The 20,583-nt window shown below is 28.5% G+C and carries 22 protein-coding genes; all 22 read left to right on the forward strand.

Translation table 11 applies throughout. From position 1 onward, the window contains the following. The first annotated feature begins 384 nt into the window (after positions 1 to 384). The 22 genes from ACY2IJ_RS02830 to ACY2IJ_RS02935 all read left to right on the forward strand — a co-directional run bounded on the left by ACY2IJ_RS02830 (position 385) and on the right by ACY2IJ_RS02935 (position 20,097). Positions 385 to 1,008, forward strand: a complete 624-nt coding sequence (locus ACY2IJ_RS02830) for a hypothetical protein (protein WP_476725655.1) — start codon at positions 385 to 387, stop codon at positions 1,006 to 1,008. A gap of 816 nt (positions 1,009 to 1,824) precedes the next feature. Then, the gene (locus ACY2IJ_RS02835) at positions 1,825 to 3,123 is read left to right on the forward strand and encodes a Fic family protein (protein WP_476725656.1); all 1,299 of its coding nucleotides are present in this window, start codon (positions 1,825 to 1,827) and stop codon (positions 3,121 to 3,123) included. 1,369 nt (positions 3,124 to 4,492) lie between these two features. Further along, entirely contained in the window at positions 4,493 to 5,464 is a 972-nt protein-coding gene (locus tag ACY2IJ_RS02840; RefSeq protein ID WP_476725657.1) for a hypothetical protein, read from the forward strand. Positions 5,465 to 6,203: 739 nt separating this feature from the next. Continuing rightward, complete coding sequence (locus ACY2IJ_RS02845) at positions 6,204 to 6,770, forward strand: hypothetical protein (RefSeq protein ID WP_476725658.1); 567 nt, start codon at positions 6,204 to 6,206, stop codon at positions 6,768 to 6,770. Positions 6,771 to 7,298: 528 nt separating this feature from the next. After that, complete coding sequence (locus ACY2IJ_RS02850) at positions 7,299 to 7,958, forward strand: ATP-binding cassette domain-containing protein (protein ID WP_476725659.1); 660 nt, start codon at positions 7,299 to 7,301, stop codon at positions 7,956 to 7,958. A gap of 841 nt (positions 7,959 to 8,799) precedes the next feature. Then, positions 8,800 to 9,102 carry an antibiotic biosynthesis monooxygenase family protein gene (locus ACY2IJ_RS02855; protein ID WP_476725660.1) on the forward strand — a complete coding sequence of 101 codons (303 nt, stop codon included), beginning with the start codon at positions 8,800 to 8,802 and terminating at the stop codon, positions 9,100 to 9,102. Beyond that, positions 9,092 to 9,427: an avidin-fold protein gene (locus tag ACY2IJ_RS02860; RefSeq protein ID WP_476725661.1), complete on the forward strand. Its 336-nt coding sequence runs from the start codon at positions 9,092 to 9,094 to the stop codon at positions 9,425 to 9,427. Before ACY2IJ_RS02855 ends, ACY2IJ_RS02860 begins: the two co-directional genes overlap by 11 nt. A gap of 241 nt (positions 9,428 to 9,668) precedes the next feature. Next, positions 9,669 to 10,436, forward strand: a complete 768-nt coding sequence (locus ACY2IJ_RS02865) for a hypothetical protein (RefSeq protein ID WP_476725662.1) — start codon at positions 9,669 to 9,671, stop codon at positions 10,434 to 10,436. Positions 10,437 to 10,650: 214 nt separating this feature from the next. Next, entirely contained in the window at positions 10,651 to 11,265 is a 615-nt protein-coding gene (locus ACY2IJ_RS02870) for a peroxiredoxin family protein (RefSeq protein ID WP_476725663.1), read from the forward strand. A gap of 210 nt (positions 11,266 to 11,475) precedes the next feature. Continuing rightward, entirely contained in the window at positions 11,476 to 11,910 is a 435-nt protein-coding gene (locus ACY2IJ_RS02875; protein WP_476725664.1) for a PH domain-containing protein, read from the forward strand. Between the two features lie 277 nt (positions 11,911 to 12,187). Continuing rightward, positions 12,188 to 12,421, forward strand: coding sequence for a hypothetical protein (locus tag ACY2IJ_RS02880; protein WP_167897024.1), 234 nt, complete (start codon positions 12,188 to 12,190; stop codon positions 12,419 to 12,421). Further along, the gene (locus tag ACY2IJ_RS02885) at positions 12,405 to 12,710 is read left to right on the forward strand and encodes a type II toxin-antitoxin system RelE/ParE family toxin (protein ID WP_476725665.1); all 306 of its coding nucleotides are present in this window, start codon (positions 12,405 to 12,407) and stop codon (positions 12,708 to 12,710) included. Before ACY2IJ_RS02880 ends, ACY2IJ_RS02885 begins: the two co-directional genes overlap by 17 nt. Before the next feature lie 955 nt (positions 12,711 to 13,665). Continuing rightward, positions 13,666 to 13,977, forward strand: coding sequence for a nucleotidyltransferase family protein (locus ACY2IJ_RS02890; protein WP_476725666.1), 312 nt, complete (start codon positions 13,666 to 13,668; stop codon positions 13,975 to 13,977). Then, positions 13,967 to 14,302, forward strand: a complete 336-nt coding sequence (locus tag ACY2IJ_RS02895) for a HepT-like ribonuclease domain-containing protein (RefSeq protein WP_476725667.1) — start codon at positions 13,967 to 13,969, stop codon at positions 14,300 to 14,302. The genes ACY2IJ_RS02890 and ACY2IJ_RS02895 overlap by 11 nt, the downstream gene beginning before the upstream one ends. A gap of 719 nt (positions 14,303 to 15,021) precedes the next feature. Next, positions 15,022 to 15,249 carry a PH domain-containing protein gene (locus ACY2IJ_RS02900; protein WP_476725668.1) on the forward strand — a complete coding sequence of 76 codons (228 nt, stop codon included), beginning with the start codon at positions 15,022 to 15,024 and terminating at the stop codon, positions 15,247 to 15,249. Between the two features lie 285 nt (positions 15,250 to 15,534). Then, positions 15,535 to 16,101 (forward strand): hypothetical protein, encoded by a 567-nt coding sequence (locus ACY2IJ_RS02905; RefSeq protein WP_476725669.1) that lies wholly within the window; start codon positions 15,535 to 15,537, stop codon positions 16,099 to 16,101. Between the two features lie 348 nt (positions 16,102 to 16,449). Further along, on the forward strand, positions 16,450 to 16,695 hold the full coding sequence (locus tag ACY2IJ_RS02910) for a helix-turn-helix domain-containing protein (RefSeq protein ID WP_476725670.1): 246 nt from the start codon (positions 16,450 to 16,452) through the stop codon (positions 16,693 to 16,695). Positions 16,696 to 16,857: 162 nt separating this feature from the next. Further along, on the forward strand, positions 16,858 to 17,706 hold the full coding sequence (locus ACY2IJ_RS02915; protein ID WP_476726530.1) for an IS3 family transposase: 849 nt from the start codon (positions 16,858 to 16,860) through the stop codon (positions 17,704 to 17,706). Between the two features lie 130 nt (positions 17,707 to 17,836). Next, a complete protein-coding gene (locus ACY2IJ_RS02920; protein WP_476725671.1) occupies positions 17,837 to 18,295 on the forward strand; it encodes a hypothetical protein in 459 nt (152 codons plus the stop codon). Between the two features lie 261 nt (positions 18,296 to 18,556). Continuing rightward, complete coding sequence (locus tag ACY2IJ_RS02925) at positions 18,557 to 19,078, forward strand: hypothetical protein (protein WP_476725672.1); 522 nt, start codon at positions 18,557 to 18,559, stop codon at positions 19,076 to 19,078. A gap of 256 nt (positions 19,079 to 19,334) precedes the next feature. Beyond that, on the forward strand, positions 19,335 to 19,496 hold the full coding sequence (locus ACY2IJ_RS02930) for a hypothetical protein (protein WP_157359368.1): 162 nt from the start codon (positions 19,335 to 19,337) through the stop codon (positions 19,494 to 19,496). Beyond that, on the forward strand, positions 19,489 to 20,097 hold the full coding sequence (locus tag ACY2IJ_RS02935) for an ATPase (protein ID WP_476725673.1): 609 nt from the start codon (positions 19,489 to 19,491) through the stop codon (positions 20,095 to 20,097). Before ACY2IJ_RS02930 ends, ACY2IJ_RS02935 begins: the two co-directional genes overlap by 8 nt. Positions 20,098 to 20,583 lie beyond the last annotated feature (486 nt).

Raw genomic sequence — 20,583 nt, forward strand, 5'->3', positions numbered from 1 at the left:
TAAACTGTTCGCTTAAATATAATTCTTTGATAAAACCTGTTTAAAATAAAAAATTGTGTCCTAAAGTTTCGTGTTGAACTGTACGCTGAAAAACCTTCGTTGATAAATTTGTTCACAGTCGATAAATATTTATTAGCAAAACGTAGAATTTATCGTAGTAACGCGATTTAAATGTCATTGTGTTCAATTTTGAAACTTGTAATTTCCATAGTAACATTTTTTAGTTGAGGAAATTACGTCAGCCAACACCGTTTATAACTTATTGCTAGGTTATTTATTTCCAAAAGTTTGTTCTTGTTTTATTATATTTGGTTAATGGCTGAAAAGTCGCTGTTTTTTAACATCGCAACAAGTCATAAACAAACACGTTAGGCATTATTAAAAATGACAGATAACCAAATTCACATATTAGTTGAAATAATAATACTTATATTAACACTATACTTAATTTTCTTTAAAAACTATTTTAAAAAGAAAGGAGAAAACTTAGCGACAAAAGAAGATATTGGAAATATTACTAGGAAAGTCGAATCTGTTAAAATAGAATACCAAAAAAATCTTGAGGAAATTAAATCTCAAATTAATATTATTAATAAAAGAAATGAAATTCTTCTAAAAGAAAAAATAAGAACATTTCTTGAAATTCAAAAAACTATAAACGATTGCAAAAAATATTGTGAAGCAAGATATGGAGATTATTTAGGAAGTGATTTTCATCCGAACACAGATTCTATTCCAGAAGACACTAATAAAGGTTTACTAACATACTCCACAGAGTTACATTATCAAGAGCGAGACAATTTTATTTTTTTAACTAAAAAATCGAGAAAACAAATTCAAAATGTAGTTTCTACATTAACCAGTTATTGTAATATGGAAATTGCAATTCTTGATAATGAGTTTGATGCTAAATACGGAGATAGTATAATGAAAAATTACAAGAAAATTGAAACGGAATTAGATAAATTACTTGAAATATTATTCGAAGAATTAAATAACAATGCCTAACACCGGCTAAACTTCATGCGGGTTTTGTGCTTACTTCAAAGTTTTGTGTATATTTATTAAGTCGCCAAATCTTGTTGATTTGGCTTAGTTATAACCAAAAGAAACAAATCCAAACAAAAAGCTTCGGCTTAGTACGTAATCGAAAATCTGGCCGATTTTCAATCCCGCACAAAGCCTAGCCAAAACCGTTGCCTTTAACAGCGCAAATTTCGTCCGAAATTTCGCAGTTAGCCGAACGGTTTCTTTTCTTAGAAACTTGAAATAACGTTACTCCGCATTTTTTTAAACCAAACATGAAAGTTCTCTCTTTTAAATGAGATTTAAACCATTCACTCTCTAAATCCTTGATATATTATTATAAACGATACATATTACTCTAGCTTCTTTTAAAATATCGTGACAACGCTGAATTTAAATTGTAAACGTTGAGAATTTATTAAAAACTGAAAACTAATACGCTTTGAGAATTTCTAACTGAGTGTTTGAATTTATATTCCAACGCTGAGTCTGGAATTATTGAGATTTACTCAATGAATTGTAAAGTAGAATCCCTGAAGAAAATGAAAAACTAAGAATTGAAAATTAATGATCCGTACTGCTAAAAGGCAACAACGCATAAAAACAATTTGGGCTTGGTTTCTTTCCCTAAGTTCTGTACTTTTAAACTAACTAAATCAGTACGCTCGAAAAGGCTATGCCCTTTTCTCCCAAACTGATTTTTATACAAAACCGTTAGCTTTAATTAAAAACCTATGTAAATTTGGTGACAACGGAAAACATTGTTATTTTTGAACTACAATTTAACAATGTTTAATTATGAAGCTTGAAAAACCACCAGTAGTAAAATTAGATTTAGAAATCTTAGAAAAAGTTACTTCTACAGAATATTCTGCTTTTTTAAATAAAACAGATTTACGTTATTTTTATTGGGATGAATTAAAATATAGAGATAATTTACCTTTAAATTCTCAAACAGAAAATTGGTCACTAGTTAAAACACATAGAAAATTAAAATACCAAAAACTAACATTTGGTAAACATGTTTTCAATTATTATTTATCATCTCATCAACTTAAAGAATTACATGAATTTGACTTAAAGCTAATTGGAGGACTAAAACAAAACCCCATAATGCCTTCTGATAGATTCGAATATTTTAAAAGTTCCATTTTACAAGAAGCAATATCTTCATCACAAGTGGAAGGTGCAGCTACAACAACTGAGGTTGCTAAGGACATGTTAAAAACAGGGAGAAATCCTAAAAATGAATCTGAACAGATGATTTTTAATAATCTAAAAGCAATTCATTTTATAAACGAGTTTATTGATCAAGAACTAGATTTTAAATTCATTATAGATCTACATAGTATCATGACTCTTAAAACTGAAGCTGAGAGTTGTGCGGGGGATTTTAGAACAAAAGAAGTTTTTGTTACAGACCATGTAGATGGTGAAATTGCTCACATACCACCACATCATGAAGAGGTACTGAATCTTATGTCTGAATTATGTCAATTTATTAATAATGACAATGAATTTATTCATCCTATTGTTAAAGCATCTATTTTACATTTTATGATTGGTTACATACACCCTTTCTTAGATGGTAATGGTAGAACTGCAAGAGCACTTTTTTACTGGTATTTAATTAAAAAAGAATATTCACTAATTAAGAGTATATCAATCTCAAAAGTAATTTTAGAATCTAGAACACAATATGATAAAGCATTTTTAAAAACTGAAAATGATGAAAATGATTTAAACTATTTCATTAATTATTCTATTAAAAATTTACGAGTTGCTTTTGAGAAACTATCTCAATACCGAGATAAAAAAATACGAGAGAGAGAACAGGCAAACTCTATAGCTTATAAACTAATTCAAAAAGGTCTTAACAAAAGACAAGCAGATCTTCTTGGGTATTTTTATATGAAAAACAAAAATTCTATTACGCTTAAAGATTATTCTGAAAAAAACGAAATAGTTAGACAAACAGCAAGTAAAGACATGAAAGAGTTAATTAAAATAGGATTAATTTTAGAAAATAAAAAAAATAAACCCATAAGATATGTCTTATCTTCAAATGAAAATATTAATAATTTTATAAATAACTAAAGCTAACACCGGCTAAAAAACATTTGGGCTTTCCTTCCTTTCCCCAAGTTTATTACTTTTTACTTGGTCACAAAAGCCTTTTACATTATTTTTAGTTACAAATAATTAAAAGGCTTTTGTTTGTTACGTGGCTGAAAATTCCGTTACTTTTTAACCCAAACATTCCCTAGCCAAACCCGTTAGTTTTAACAATAGTAAAATTCGGTCGAATTTTTAGCAGTTTCAGAAATCATAAAAATTCATAGAAAGTTGAAACCATGTCTCGCCTACTTTTTTTCTAAACTTTTTACTTGCTGAAAATTCATAAACTTAAAATCTAATAGCTTTTTTACTTGTTGAGAAATTTTAACTTACCGATAAGTTTCTTTTTGTAAATCGTAGTTACGTTGAATTTTAAAGTAGCAACGCTGAAATAACTCTTGCGTTTAATGAAACAGTAGCAATGCAAAAAATTATACTTTGAAAGTCTTTTAAAACTGAAAATGAAAAATTTAATAAAACTATAATTTTGCTGAAATTACTCTTTCCGCTTAGTGAAGCAGTAGCAACGCTGAATTTTTAGTAACTACGCTAAGTTTCAATGAAAGTTCATAATAAATTGAAACTTATAAAATTGCAAAAGTTAACACCGCATAAAAACAATTTGGGTTTGGTTTCTTTCCCAATGTTCTGTACTTTTAAACTATAAAAATCGCTCGGTTCGAAAAGTCTGCGACGTTTTCTCCCCAAACTGATTTTTATACAAACCCGTTGGTGTTTAATATCTCCGAAGCTAAGGACTCCCCCATTTTTTTAGCTTCTATCGAAGGTATGTGATAACGAAGCCACTCTTTTTATCTTTTGATAGGTAAAATGAAGAATGAATTTACCTATCATCAAACTGTTCGATTGCATCGTTGAGAGCTCGCTCTCAGTACGTTGGAACGTACAACAGTTTGAAGTTATTCAATAAATATTTAAAAATCAAGTATTTATAGTTTTATAACAAGATTATTTTTTATTGAATAAAATTGAAAAGATAAAAAGAATGGCATAAATGTTAGTAGCCTTCGATAGAATTTTCAGCAGACATTCCTTATTCCTAAATAAAGAATATATACTGAAAAGTAAAAACTTGAGGAAGCGTTTTATAGCTCGTAGCAACGTGTTCGGAGATACTCCGTATCAAATAGATAAAAATAATGTCTTCGACAAATGAGAATAGTGACATGATACTAAACACAACAGTGTATATAAAAAATAGCGGTATTCCTGTGATATCAATGGTTTATTTTTCTAAATTTATACTATATATAGTAACGAAAAGTTAGTGCTTTAAAATTCGCTACTTTTCATATACTTTTAAGTTGCCAACAATATGAGAAAAACTTTGAGACAGACATTAACATTAGGATTTTTATTAATCGGAATAGCTGTTTTTGGACAAGAATTTGAATTTGATATTCACAATACTTCACTAAATCAATATTTAGAAATGGAGAAAAAGTTGGGTAGCGAAAAAATTCCGAATATCAGAAATCACGTATCTTTTGATGGAACTGCTCAACCAATAAAATTTAAAAGAAAACAAAAAGTAATTTCTGACCTTGTTGCTTATTACTATTTCAAAGAAAAAGATTCTGTAATGTCTCATATACTTTATGAATGGGACGAAAGTTTACTAACGTTAAAGTCTAATACTAACGACAAAAAATCGAAGAAATATCAAAAAGCCCTAATCAAAAAACACAATGATTTAGAAAAGACTATTACAGATATTTATGGAAAACCTGAATCGGAAGGAGATTTATCAAATCTAAAACAAGCAAATGAAAAAGGCGGTTTAAAAAAGAAAGATAAATGGTTTCCGAATGATAGTACTGAAATCGAAATGTACACTTCTGTGTCAAACTATTACGAAAAGAGAGGAATGGTTACAATTGCACCAACTCATAGAATTAGATTGTACATTAGAAACACAAAAAAAGAAAAGAAAATTGAACCTAAATTAAGCGAGAAAAAGCTTGACACGTTGAAAATAATATCACAAGAATTTATTCAAACTTTAGGAAATAAAGATTTAGTAAAGTCAAAAGAATATTTATCAGAATTAATACTAAAAACTGTGACAGATGAACAGTTAAATATATTGATTGACAATTTAGACTTTAAAAGAGAAACGGAATTGATTTACAGCGGAATTCAAGCTGGACTTGATGGAAGCGTTTTTACAATGCTTCAATACAAATATAAAGATGACAACTCAAATCCACCGAACGAACTGATTAAAATAATATTTGACGATAAAAATAAAGTTGTTGGAATACAGCCAATTAAATTACAAGGAAAAACAAAGGATTAAAAAATACTGTTGGCAACACCGTGTATAATTAATGGCTGGTTCTCGCCTACTTACGAAAATCCTCGCGGATTTTCTATTCGGTTTTTATTTGCTAAATTAGGTGCTTAAACACGCCACTAATCATACACAAAACCGTTAGTTTTAACAATAGTAAAATTCGGTCGAATTTTTAGCAGTTTCAGAAATCATAAAAATTCATAGAAAGTTGAAACCATGTCTCGCCTACTTTTTTTCTAAACTTTTTACTTGCTGAAAATTCATAAACTTAAAATCTAATAGCTTTTTTACTTGTTGAGAAATTTTAACTTACCGATAAGTTTCTTTTTGTAAATCGTAGTTACGTTGAATTTTAAAGTAGCAACGCTGAAATAACTCTTGCGTTTAATGAAACAGTAGCAATGCATAAAGTTATTCCTTGAAAGTCTTTTAAAAATGAAAAATTTAATAAAACTATAGTTTTGCTGAAAATTACTCTTTCCGCTTAATGAAGCAGTAGCAACGCTGAATTTTAAAGTAGCAATGCTATGTTTTTTATTCTTTGAAAAATTTAAATAATGCTGAAACTTAAAAAATTGCTAAAAACTAACAACGCATAAAAACAATTTGGGTTTGGTTTCTTTCCCAATGTTCTGTACTTTTAAACTATAAAAATCGCTCGGTTCGAAAAGTCTGCGACGTTTTCACCAAACTGATTTTTATACAAAACCGTTGGCTAACATTTTTGAATCTCCGTAAATAAATGAAAAATACAGAAGAAAAAGTTGAACTAATATACCAACTCCTTAACGAAATGAAGCCTAACGAGATTTTTGATTTTAACTTTAGTATTCTAAGAAATAGAATATCATTAACTGAATACAAAGAAATTGAGGAAAAAATTTTAAATCTTGATGTAGTAAGAATCGTAAAACAACCAAACACTAATAAAACTATAAATGGTGTATCGTATTTTATCATAAAACAAAAAGGAATTGAAGTTCGGAAAAGTAAAAAATTAATCAAGAAGCTACTTGAAAACAAAAAGCCTTTAGATTGGTACAAAATTACCCCTATCATATTAACTATTATTTTTGGTTCTGTAACTGCTTATTATTTAAAATCAAATTACGATTTGAAAGCAAATGGATTGAATCTAATAAAGATAAATGACTCTCTAACAAAACACAACGATTTTTTAACAAAACACAACGTTGCTCTAGAATCTGAACTTTTAATTTATAAAGACTCTTTTGCTGAAACAACAAAAAACATAAAAGAATTGAAAATAAAGATGTTAGAAAATATTGAGTCCTCCAAAAACAATTGAAAAATTTTGAAATATATTTTATTTTCATAATAATTTGATATTTAATTTATCATTCATTGAAAACGGTTGAATGAATTTACCGCGTGAAAAACGATTAGCCAACACCGCATATAAAAACCAGCTTGTTTGTGCTTTCTCGTTATTTGTTGTTAATTTATTTTTTTTAATCTTGGCTGAATGGTCGCTGAATATCTAACGCTGATTTTCATATGCCAGAACGTTGGCTACCATAATGAAAATCATCAGGTTGATATTGATTTTTTATAGATTATATGCTTTTTTAAGTTTTATAATTAATCTCGCTTGTGTATCAATTATTAGCACATGGAGAATTAGAGGAATCACAGCAGTATTTTGGTTTAAAATATTCACATTGGGCTTTACTTACTACTATATAAATAATCATAAAAAAGAAGAGTTTTTTTATTATAAAAATCTTGGACTTTCTAAAAAAAACTTATGGATTTCAACCTTTACAATTGATTTATCTTTATTCATAACAATAATAGTTCTAACACTTAAATTCACATGAAAAATATTCTTGAAATAGATAGTGTTCTCCTTAAATTTAAATCTACAGTTATTCTAAATAATGTTTATTTAAAAAGTGAAACTGGAATAATAACAGGACTGTTAGGAAGAAATGGAACAGGAAAATCGTCTCTTATGAAAATTATATATGGAGAAATTATTCCTAATGATAAATCTATAAGAATTAATAATTCATCGTTATTTAAATCTGCTCGTTCTCCAAAAGATATTAGATATCTTCCACAAAATAAATTTATTCCTATGTATTTAACAGTGCAAAGGTTATTGAAAGATTTTAATCTAGATTTTTCAGATTTAACATCATTTTTTCCTGAATTTCAAAAGCATTACAAATCAAAACTGAAAAATTTATCTGGTGGAGAAAGAAGAATTATTGAAATTTATTTAATACTTGTTTCTAAAACTAAATTTTGCATGCTAGATGAACCGTTTTCTCAAGTAATGCCTATGCATATTGAAACAATTAAAAAACTAATAATTAGAGAAAAACAAAATAAAGGAATTATCATAACAGATCATATGTATGAACATATAACTGAAATCAGTGATAGTTTATATGTTATAAATAATGGGAAAACACATTTAACAAACAGTATTAAAGATTTACAAAAATTAGGATACATTAGAAATTCATAGAAAATTACGGTAGCTAACACCGGCTAAACTTCATGCGGGTTTTGTGCTAACTTCAAAGTTTTGTGTATATTTACTAGGTCGCCAAATCTTGTTGATTTGGCTTTGTGAAATCAAAGAAACAAAACCAAACAAAAAGCTTCGGCTTTGTCACGGCTCGAAAATCTTGGCGATTTTCTTCCCGCACAAAGCCTAGCCAAAACCGTTAGCTTTAACAGGCAGTAAAATTCGGTCGAATTTTTAGCAGTTTCAGAAATCATAAAAATTCTTAGAAAATTGAAACCACTTCTCTCCTACTTTTTTTCTAAACTTTTTACTTGCTGATAATTCATAAATATAAACCCCAATAACTTTTTACTTGTTGAGAAAGTTAAACTTACTGAAAGATTTCTTCTTCTAAATCTTGGTTACGCTGAATTTTAAAGTAGCAACGCTGAAATAACTCTTACGTTTAATGAAACGGTAGCAATGCAAAAAGTTATTCCTTGAAAATCTTTTAAAAAATGAAAATGAAAAATTATACTCTACCGAAAATCACCCTTGCGTTTATAAAAGTAGTAGCTATGTCAAATTTATTGTTTCAAAATACTTTTTTATAAGCTGAAAATGAAAGTTATTTTAAAATTCAGTAATTACGCTAAGTTTCATCGAAAGTTCTAAATAAAATGAAAATTGGAAAGCTGCAAAAGCTAACAACGCATAAAAACAATTTGGGTTTGGTTTCTTTCCCAATGTTCTGTACTTTTAAACTATAAAAATCGCTCGGTTCGAAAAGTCTGCGACGTTTTCGCCCAAACTGATTTTTATACAAAACCGTTGTGTGTAAGTCAAAAAAAAACTAAAAATGATATTAGAAGTAGCAATACTCAACGTAAAAAACAATCTTCAAGAGAAATTCGAGAAAGATTTTGTTGAAGCTAGTCAATACATTAGCTCAATTGAAGGTTATAAAGGACATACTTTAAAAAAATGTGTTGAAATTAAGAATCAATATATTCTTCTTGTTAATTGGATAGATATCGAAAGTCATGAAATTGGTTTTAGAAAATCTGAACAATATTTTAAATGGAAAGAATTATTGCATGATTACTACGATCCTTTCCCTACTGTAGAACACTATGAAACTATTTACAAAAATGAATTATAACGGGAAAAAATTTAAAGCTATTAGTAATACTAAAAATGGAGAAACATCTGAAGAAACTATATTTGAATATAAACAAGTAGAAAACATTTTGACTTCAGAATATTCTGGTGGAAAAATTAAAACAGGTCATTTAATCGGAGTAATTTCTAAAAATGGAAATATTGAAATGAGATATCATCAATTAAACTACGAAAATGAATTAATGACAGGAATATGTAAATCTACACCTGAAATCTTACCAAATGGAAAAATTCGTTTATATGAAGAATGGGAATGGACATCAGGAGATAAATCAAAAGGTAAATCAATAATAGAAGAAATATAAAAATAAGAGATTAGAAAACCTACACACAACACCAGCTAAACTTCATGCGGGTTCTGTGCTTACTTCAAAGTTTTGTGTATATTTACTAAGTCGCCAAATCTTGTTGATTTGGCTTTGTGAAACCAAAGAAACAAATCCAAACAAAAAGCTTCGGCTTAGTACGTGTTCGAAAATCTTGTCGATTTTCAATCCCGCACAAAGCCTAGCCAAAACCGTTGGTAGTAAATTGAAAAAAAAAATTATGATAGAAAATTATATATGGATTTCTAACCATGAAATTAATAAAGAAGACAAAACTTCAATAGATAATTTCTTAAAAAAAGTTAATCATTTAAAAGGTTTGAGAACTAGACCTAACTTGAGATTTACATTCTATCCAGTTTCAAAAAACGAGGTTAATAATAATTTAAAAATATGGGATTATATAAATAAAAACAAAAATTCATTAAACGATGAATATTACATATTTAACTTAGGACTTCCTGAAAATATGTTGAATTTTTTAAAGTTTTCAAAAAGAACAAAATTATTTAACCCTATCATTCTTGGAATTGCTACAAAATATGTTCTCGATTATGATAAAAGAGAAATAATGAGAGAGCAAGTTTATGAACCTATATTTGATAAAGCATTAAATTTAGTAGATAAATATTTTTCAGACTTTTTAATTAGCAGCGAATTTCATGAAAAATATTGTTATGATTTCCCTGAATATTATAATACAAAATTGAAATCTCAATTTGATAAAGCTTTTAAAGAATATGTAGGTGATTCTTCAATACTACCTTTTATTTGTCCGTGGAAAAATAATAAAAAATATGATACAACTATTTTTGAAACTGGTGAATTTGATTTAAAAATCCCTATTGCATATATGACAAAAAAAGACTGGGACGTTGTTGTTATTACTGGTGAAAAAGATACACTTGAACGAGCAGAAAGTAGAGCTGATGTATTTTATATGTGGAAATATGATTTACCAAATAATCATGTTGGATTAGAAATATAAAATCTACTACCAACACCTGCTCATAGTTAATGCGGGTTTAGTGTTTTCTCAAAGTTTTGTCTATATTTACTAAGTCCGCCAAATCTTGTTGATTTGGCTCTGTGATTAAAAAGAAACAAATCCAAACAAAAAGCTCTGGCTAAGTGCTTGTCCGAAAATCTGTCGATTTTCAAGCCCGCACTAACCATAGCAAAATACGTTACAAGCAAGCAAAATGAAAAAAATAATATTCATAATATGTTTGACATTTAGTTTAACTTCTTGTCGAAATGAAAAAAAGCGAGAAATAACTCCCAAATTAGTTCATAAAAATGTTGATCTTAACGATAAATATGTTGACTTTTCAATGAAAGATGAAAACAGAAAAACTAGATGGGTTTCTGACTTAAGAGATGAATATACTTTATTAGAATTTTGGTCTTCATCATGTACTCCATGTAGAATGCAAAATCGTGAACTTGTGAAAGTTTATGAAAAATATCACTCTAAAGGATTTGAAATTATTAGTGTTTCCTTAGACAAAAACAAAAAAGAATGGTTAAAAGCAATCAAAAAAGATAAATTGAAATGGATAAATTTAAATAACTTGAAAGGATGGAAATCTCCTGTTTTTAAATCATATTACGATAGAGGAATACCTTTTAGCTACTTAATCGGCCCTAATGGAAAAATTATTGGAAAAAAACTACATCCTAAATCATTGAATGAAGCTTTAGAGATATTAATAGATAAAAAAGGACTCGACAGATTACCATACATTAGAACTCGCAAAAAAATGTATACTAAAAAAATTGATACTTTAATCTATTTAAAAAAAGCCAGCTTGTAACACCGGCCAAAATTAATACGGGCTCCTGTCCTACTTCAAAGTTTTGTGTATATTTACTAAGTCCGCCAAATCTTGTTGATTTGGCTTAGTCAAATAAAAAGAAACAAATCCAAACAAAAAGCTTAGGCTCAGTCCGTGCTCGAAAATCTTGTCGATTTTCACTCCCGTACTAATCCTAGCCAAAACCGTTGTACATAAGCATAGAAAAAAATGAAATTTAAAAGTAGAAAAGCTACCTTTTTCAAGTTATTTACTGGATTTTTTGTAGCATTAATGTTAGTATTAACTTTTGTAGAAGTTTATTTTAGAGGCTTAAATGAACCCATAAATATCTTTGTGACTATATTGATGTTGTCTACAGCGGGATTAATTCTTTGGACTTATTTTGGAACTATATATGAATTAAATAAAACTGAATTTAAATATAAAAGTGGTCCTGTTAGTGGTAAAATGAAAATTGAGAAAATAACCGAAATAATTCTTAATGGTAATACATTTGTTGTAATAAAGCCTGCAACAGCTTCGAATGGTTTAATTATAAAATGTGGAATCTACGATGAAGTTTATATTACTCCTGAAACTAATGAGCTTTTTATTGAAAAAATCCTTGAATTAAATAATAAAATCAAAATAACGAGAAAATAAAGTCTCTAAAAAAGCCAATGTACAACACCGACTAAACTTCATGCGGGTTTTGTGCTAACTTCAAAGTTTTGTGTATATTTACTAAGTCGCCAAATCTTGTTGATTTGGCTTTGTGAAAACCAAAGAAACAAATCCAAACAAAAAGCTTAGGCTTAGTCCGTGTTCGAAAATCTTGTCGATTTTCAAGCCCGCACAAAGCCTAGCCAAAACCGTTGGGTAACATTAAAAAGTAGCACCGAAAAACTATATTCAATTAGAATTTTATTACTTTTGAAATATGGAAATGAATATTCAAAATACTAAAATAGAATTAATACAGTGGTTAACAACTCTTAACGACAAATCACTGATTGAGAAAATATTAGAGCTTAGAAAATCTGAGACAGCAGATTGGTGGAATGAAATTTCTGAATCTGAAAAAAAATCTATTGAAAAAGGTATTATAGATGCTGACAATGGAAATCTAAACTCTCACTCTGAAGCTAGAAAGGTATATGAAAAGTGGTTATAAGGTTGAATGGACAGATAACGCTTTAAATGAATTAAAGGAAGTTTTTGAATATTTAGAGTTAAAATGGACTGAAAGAGAATCTAAAAAACTTTCTCAGAAAATTGAAACTACAGTTAAACTAATAGCTGAAAATCCTTCTTTATTTCCTCAGTCTAAACATTTAAAGGTTAGAAAAGCTGTAGTACATAAATTGAATACTATCTATTACAGAGAAAATAACAATAATAAAACTGTTCAAATATTATCTTTTTTTAGTAATCGAAAGAACCCTAATAAATTGAAAGTATAAAAACGTTACCCAACACCGGCTAAACTTCATGCGGGTTTAGTGCTTACTTCAAAGTTTTGTGTATATTTACTAAGTCGCCAAATCTTGTTGATTTGGCTTTGTAAAAACCAAAGAAACAAAACCAAACAAAAAGCTTCGGCTTAGTTGCGTGTTCGAAAATCTGGCCGATTTTCAAGCCCGCACAAAGCCTAGCCAAAACCGTTAGCCAGCATAGGTCAGAACCGCTAAAACTAAAAGTAAACCACTTCCCTATTTTATTATTCTCTTTTTATGAAAAATTCAATCGCTGAAAGATTTTTACAATTACATTGAAAAAGTCGTTTAAAGGTGTTTTTCGGTTAGCTTCGTTGTTTTTTTATTCAGTCGTTTAACAACTTGTTGATAGTTTATTTCTAATCGATAAATATCTTTACAAATCGTTGCTAAGCAAAAAAATAGTCGCGAAAACATTATTTCTTTGAAAGTTTTTTAAACACTGAGAAAGTAGCTTAAAATAGGCTTGAGAAGTTTTTATTAATGAATATTTTTAATGTCTGATAGAGAATTTTATAATTCGTAGCTATCCTAAAATTATTATTGAAAAATAAATTTACTCTTAAAATATTTTTAAAAACCTCCAAGTTTTGAAAGCTTAATTCTAAAAACGAAAACAAAAAAAGAAATCTTAAAAGCTGAAAGATTAAGTTTTTAATTCTAAAAAAAACTATCTCTTGCTGAAATATTTTTCAAAGGTTGAAAAATACGCAGGCTAACACCGCATAAAAACAATTTGGGTTTGGTTCATACTCCAAAGTTCTGTACTTTTAAACATAAAAATCGCTCGGTTCGAAAAGTCTTCGACGTTTTCTCCCAAACTGATTTTTATACAAAACCGTTAACTGCAAGCGAATAAAAAAACATTAAAAATTAGAAAATCATTTAAATAATGTAAATTTGTATCTAAAGCTGAATAATTATGATACAAAAACTTCTTTCTAATAAAATTAATGAACTACGAAATATTTGTAGTTCACTGAAAGTTAAAAAGTTATATGCTTTTGGCTCTGTTGTATCAAATCAATTTAAACCAGAAAGTGATATCGACTTTTTAATAACTTTTGATGATAATATTTCAGTTGAACAATACACCGAAAATTACTTCTCTCTTCACTATAAATTAAAAGAAATCTTTAATAGAAAAATTGACTTAGTTACTGAAAAATCATTGAAAAACCCATATTTCATTGAAAGTATTAATGAATCTAAAGAATTAATATATGAAGCGTGAAGTTAAAAAGTATCTTTACGATATAAAAATATCGATAGAATCTATTAATGAATATTTAGGAAATGAAAGAGATTTCTTCAAATACGAAGAAAACAAGATTCTGAGAAGAGCTGTTGAACGTGAAATTGAAATTATTGGAGAAGCGACTAATCGAATATTAAAAATTGAACATGAAATAGTAATTGAAAATGCACGGAAAATAGTTGACACTAGAAATTGGGTAATTCATGCTTATGGCAGTGTTGACAATACTATAATTTGGGGAATAGTAACAATTCATTTGCCGAAACTTTTAATAGAAGTTGAACAATTACTAGAAAAATAAAAAGCCAGCAGTTAACACCGGCTAAACTCCATGCGGGTTCTGTGCTAACTTCAAAGTTTTGTGTATATTTACTAAGTCGCCAAATCTTGTTGATTTGGCTTAGTTAAAACTAAAAGAAACAAATCCAAACAAAAAGCTTCGGCTTAGTCCGTGTCCGAAAATCTGGTCGATTTTCAATCCCGCACAAAGCCTAGCCAAAACCGTTGTAAACAAGCAGTAATTGAAAAATGGGATTAAAGAAAATATTCGAAAAACCTGAAAATGGATTGTTTTTTGGAACATGTTACCGTTTAGGAAAAAAACATAATATTAACCCTAACGTTTTGAGAGTTCTATTTACAATTCCATCTATATTGTTCATCTTCCCTATTTTAATTTACACAATTATAACATTTATTAACGTCTATACTCCTAAAACGAAAAACGAATATGTGATACGACTTGTTCTTTGGTTTATTATTGCACTAATATTCTATAAATTAACTAACCCTATGATAATTGCATTATTATATGTAGTTGCAAATTATATTCAATAACCATAAAACAATTAAACCACCATGAAATTTAAGAGTAGAAAAGATTTATTCATGAAAATTTTCACAATTGGAATGTGTGGGTTTTTAACAACAATTCTTTTAATTGGAATTAATATTGAGTGATATAATAACTTGAATTTTATTTTTCTAGACTTATCAATTTTAGCAGTAATCGGATTCCTATTGTGGTTATATTTTGGAACTGAATATGAATTGACCAAAACTGAATTAAAATATAAAAGCGGACCTCTAAAAGGATTGATTAAAATCGAAAAAATCACTAAAATAATTGTTAGAGGAACGCTTTGGTCAGGAGTCAAACCTGCTACAGCACTAAATGGATTAATAGTAAAAGTTGGAGGTTTTGATGAAATCTATATTAGTCCTAAAACTAATGAATCATTTATTTAATGAAATTTTAAAATTGAATACAAACATAAAAGTAACGAGAACATAAATTCGAGAAAAGCCAGTTTACAACACTGGCTAAACTTCATACGGGTTCTGTGCTTACTTCAAAGTTTTGTGTATATTTACTAAGTCGCCAAATCTTGTTGATTTGGCTTAGTTTAACTAAAAAATACAAATCCAAACAAAAAGCTTCGGCTTAGTCCGTGTTCGAAAATCTTGGCGATTTTCTTCCCGCACAAAGCCTAGCCAAAACCGTTACCTAACACTAAAAAACTAGACAATAATTTGAAAATAAAGATTGAAACAGGAAATCTAATAATGCATTTAGTTGTGTTTATAGTATTTGTTGGAATTTTATCATTTGGGATAGGGAAAGTCAATATATATACTATAGCATTCCCATTATTTTTTACTCTTATTAACATCTATTTTGAAGAGGTATATTATCATAAAGTAACATCTAAAAGAAGGAAGAAAATTTATGAACTAATCTCTGAAAAGTATGGTAATGGAAAAATTACTAAAAATGAATATTTTAAGAGTCTAATTGAAAATAGGAACATTCTTTTCTACTATCATAGTTCAATTTATAAATTTAGAATAAATAATTTTTTATCAATATACATTGATATATCAGATTTAAATGAAAACATTAAACAATTTTGTCGAATTCATTTCCATTGTAAAAAAATAGAAGGCCGAGACTATATTTGTTCTAATGCGAGTTCTTCTTTATTCAGTAATTCGTTGAAAACATTAACTAAAAATTCTGAAAAATCAATCAAGGATATTATTATGAAAAGTGAAAAATATATTGCTGAAAAGGAACAACAAATACATAATAAAAGTTAGGAATTAGATTCATATCTTAGTAAAACAATTTTGAAACACTATGTATTAAAAGTTAACATTTCCTACGTTCTGAATAAAGCATTAGGTAACACCGGCTAAACTTAATGCGGGTTTCTGTCCTACTCCAAAGTTTTGTGTATATTTACTAAGTCGCCAAATCTTGTTGATTTGGCTTAGTTAAAACCAAAAGAAACAAATCCAAACAAAAAGCTTCGGCTTAGTCCGTAATCGAAAATCTGGTCGATTTTCAATCCCGCACAAAGCCTAGCCAAAACCGTTGGTGTTTAATATCTCCGATGTAAAATCCTGAAATAGGTTGACTAAAAATTCATCAATAATTAGTCACTTATGGAAAGTAAACAAAAACAACCCTGCCGAAAAAAAACGTACACTAAAGTAGGTTTTGAACTCAAATTATTCATTATTGACCAAATTCAAAATGGTCAAATTTCTACCAATTTTGCTGCTAAAAAATATAACGTTCCAAGATCTTCTATCGATTATTGGATTAAAAAATATAGTACTTTAGACCAAAAGAAAAAAGCAATGAGCAAACAGGACGAAATCAAAAAATTGAAAGAAAAAAATTGCTGAACTTGAATTCGTAAAAGATTTTCAACAAGACATCATCGCTGATATGGAACTCATCACTGGAGCCGAATTGTCAAAAAAGTCATTGCCCAAAACATTAGCAGACGAGATTCAGAAAAAGAAACAAAACCGTTTAAAAGAAAATGGTTAACTCAATGTTTTGGGATTAGTAAACAAGCTTTCTACAAACGCTTGAAAAATCATCAAAAGCAACTACATAACGAACAAATTATTATCAAACTTGTAAAGGAGTGTCGTAACAAAATTGGACAGTTTTTAGGAGCTAAAAAACTGTATCATGAACTCAAAAATAAGTTCAAAAACCTTGGAATTAAAATTGGAAGAGATAAGTTTTTCACACTTCTTAAAAACCATAAACTACTGATTAAGAGAAACAAAAACTATCATGTAACCACCAATTCAAAACACATGTTTTACAAATACAAGAACTTAATTAAAGACAAAACACCTACCAGAGCCGAACAAGTTTGGGTTACGGATATCACATACATTAAAACAGATAAAGGACATGCATACCTGGCACTCGTAACAGATGCTTATTCTAAGCAAATTATGGGTTATAAGATAGATAATAACATGAAAACTGAACTCTGCTTAGATGCACTTAAAATAGCTATCAACAATAGAAAATATCCTAATCAAAAATTGATTCATCACTCTGATAGAGGTTTCCAATACTGCAATCCTACCTACACTAAGTTTGCGGAAGATAATGGAATAACAATGAGTATGACTGAACAATACGACCCTTACGAAAATGCAATTGCAGAAAGAATGAACAGAACTTTAAAATATGAATATGGACTAAAACATGTCATAAAAAATCTTAAATTAGCAAAAGCGATCACTAAAAAGGCGGTCCATATTTATAACAATCTTCGTCCACATTGTAGTCTTGATTTATGCACTCCGAAACACGTGCACCTAAATCAAAATATAAACTACAAATCGTACCGAAGAAATAAAAACAAACTGGAATTATTAACCTTTTAAATAACCAAAAAAAGGTCAACCTATTTCAGGACAATACAACCATCTTCAAAAAATGAACATCGATTTTTTTAGCTTATTAGAATTCTTATTTCATTCTTTCATGTTATTTGTAATTCTTCTAATAACTACAATGATTCTAAGAATACTCTTTTTTTCACATATTAGACAAAGAATCGTGATACTCTCAGCTTTTTTAATATCTATCACATTTGGGATATACAAAGGTTGGAGAGTTACAAACCCTCCTGATAGTAGATATATTTATCTATATGAAAAGTGGACAAACACAAAACTACCTAGTAATGTAAATGTTTTGAAAAAAGATATTCTAAATGGTTTTAACGATGGCTATGAATCTGCAATCTTAGAATTAAAAGATACTTTGACAATAAGAAGATTAATGAATGAATCCGTTAAATCTGAAAAAATTAGAATTGAACAACTCGATAAAAAATTTGGCCATTTTCACTCAGGAATTTTAAAAAATGAAAACATAGATTTTGATTTAGTAATTTATAATGAAAAAATATATTCTAAAACAGGATTTTCTTTGAAACAAAAAAAAATAGTCATTGAAAAATTTTATTAAAGTTTTTAAAAAATAGAATCTGATAGAAAACCTACACACAACACCGGCTAAACTTCATGCGGGTTTTGTGCTTTCTCAAAGTTTTGTGTATATTTACTAAGTCGCCAAATCTTGTTGATTTGGCTTTGTGAAAACCAAAGAAACAAATCCAAACAAAAAGCTTCGGCTTAGTACGTGTTCGAAAATCTTGTCGATTTTCAAGCCCGCACAAAGCCTAGCCAAAATCGTTGTAACTAAGTTTGAAAAAAAATAAATTGAATAATGAATACAGTATTTGAATTAGTAACTTTTGACAAGAAAAAAACAAAATATATAAAATACCTCTTGAGTTCTTTAATGCCAGCTTTTGTTCTTACATTGATTCTTAAGAGAACAGAGAATGAAACGATTGTAATTATTGGGTTTATTGTTGTTTTAACTATCTTTTTATTAACAGTAGCAGCGTATTTTTTTATAAAACCATATGAAAAACAAGGAAAAATAACTTTGAATCAAGAATTATTGAAAATTGAAGAAAATGAGAATATAATAGAATTTAAGTTGTCTGAAATAGAAAAAATGGATATTGAATATTTAACTGGTAAGAAAGGTGAAAAAAGACCAATAATTACTCAGTATAATAGAAATTTTATCAGATTAAAAGATTATCAGAATAAGGAAAAATCATACTCATTTCTTATTGAGAATAATATTTCTGCTAAAAATATTTTTAAATTAGAAAATATTTTAAATGAAAAATATAACCAAATAAGAGTTCGAAATGTTTATGGTCAAAACGGATAAAACCTAGTTACAACACCGGCTAAACTTCATGCGGGTTTTGTGCCAACTTCAAAGTTTTGAGTATATTTACTAGGTCGCCAAATCTTGTTGATTTGGCTTTGTTAAAACCAAAGAAACAAAACCAAACAAAAAGCTTCGACTTAGTCCGTAATCGAAAATCTTGTCGATTTTCAACTCCGCACAAAGCCTAGCCAAACCCGTTGGCAAATATTTTCGTGCAAGATTTTTTGAAATATTTTTTTTGTAAATTTGCTGTATGAGTAAAAAAGAAGACATACAAAATTATATCTCTAATCTGAAAAATAGATTAAAAGATGAACTTCCTCGAATTTCAGAAGAGATTCGTGTCTATGAAGAAAAACTTGCAGAAGGAAAATTAAATCCTAATCCTACACCAGGACCTCAATTTAATGGATAAACCAAAATTATTAGTAATTGCTGGTTGTAATGGTTCTGGAAAATCTTCTTTTTCGAAAGCTTTCACAGAAGGAGGAATAAAACCTTATGATTATGATAAAGTCTATAAAGAAAAGTATGAATCTCTAATTGATACTGAATTTAGAGATAGAATGGCTCATAATCTTGCTAGAAAAGATCTAGAAAACACAATAAAATCTTCTATAAAAAACAGAACTGATTTCTGTTATGAAACAAACTTCAACTCTACTCCACTATATTGGCCTGAGGTTTTTAAATCTGAAAATTATAGAATCGAAATAGTTTTCTTCTGCCTAGATTCAATTGAAAAAGCAAAAGAAAGAGTTCGTATTAGATTTGAGAATGGTGGACATTTTGTACCAGATAATGAAGTCAAAGAAAGATATGAATTAGGTTATAAACACTTAAATGAAAATTGGAAGTTTTTTGATTCTGTTACTCTTTTTGAAACAAGTAAATACAATGATACTCCTAATCACTTATTTACAATTGAAGAAGAACAATTTATATTAAAAAATGATTTTCCTAAATATCTAGAAAAATTCATTCCTAGCATAAAAGAGTTAAATAAAAAACATTAGCCAACACCGGCTAAACTTCATGCGGGTTTTGTTCCAACTTCAAAGTTTTGTGTATATTTACTAAGTCGCCAAATCTTGTTGATTTGGCTTTGTGAAACCAAAAGAAACAAAACCAAACAAAAAGCTTCGGCTTAGTACGTGTTCGAAAATCTAGCCGATTTTTAATCCCGCACAAAGCCTAGCCAAACCCGTTGGTGTTTAATATCTCCGAAGCTAAGGACTCCCCCATTTTTTTAGCTTCTATCGAAGGTATGTGATAACGAAGCCACTCTTTTTATCTTTTGATAGGTAAAATGAAGAATGAATTTACCTATCATCAAACTGTTCGATTGCATCGTTGAGAGCTCGCTCTCAGTACGTTGGAACGTACAACAGTTTGAAGTTATTCAATAAATATTTAAAAATCAAGTATTTATAGTTTTATAACAAGATTATTTTTTATTGAATAAAATTGAAAAGATAAAAAGAATGGCATAAATGTTAGTA

It is taken from the genome of Wenyingzhuangia gracilariae (genome assembly GCF_056387575.1).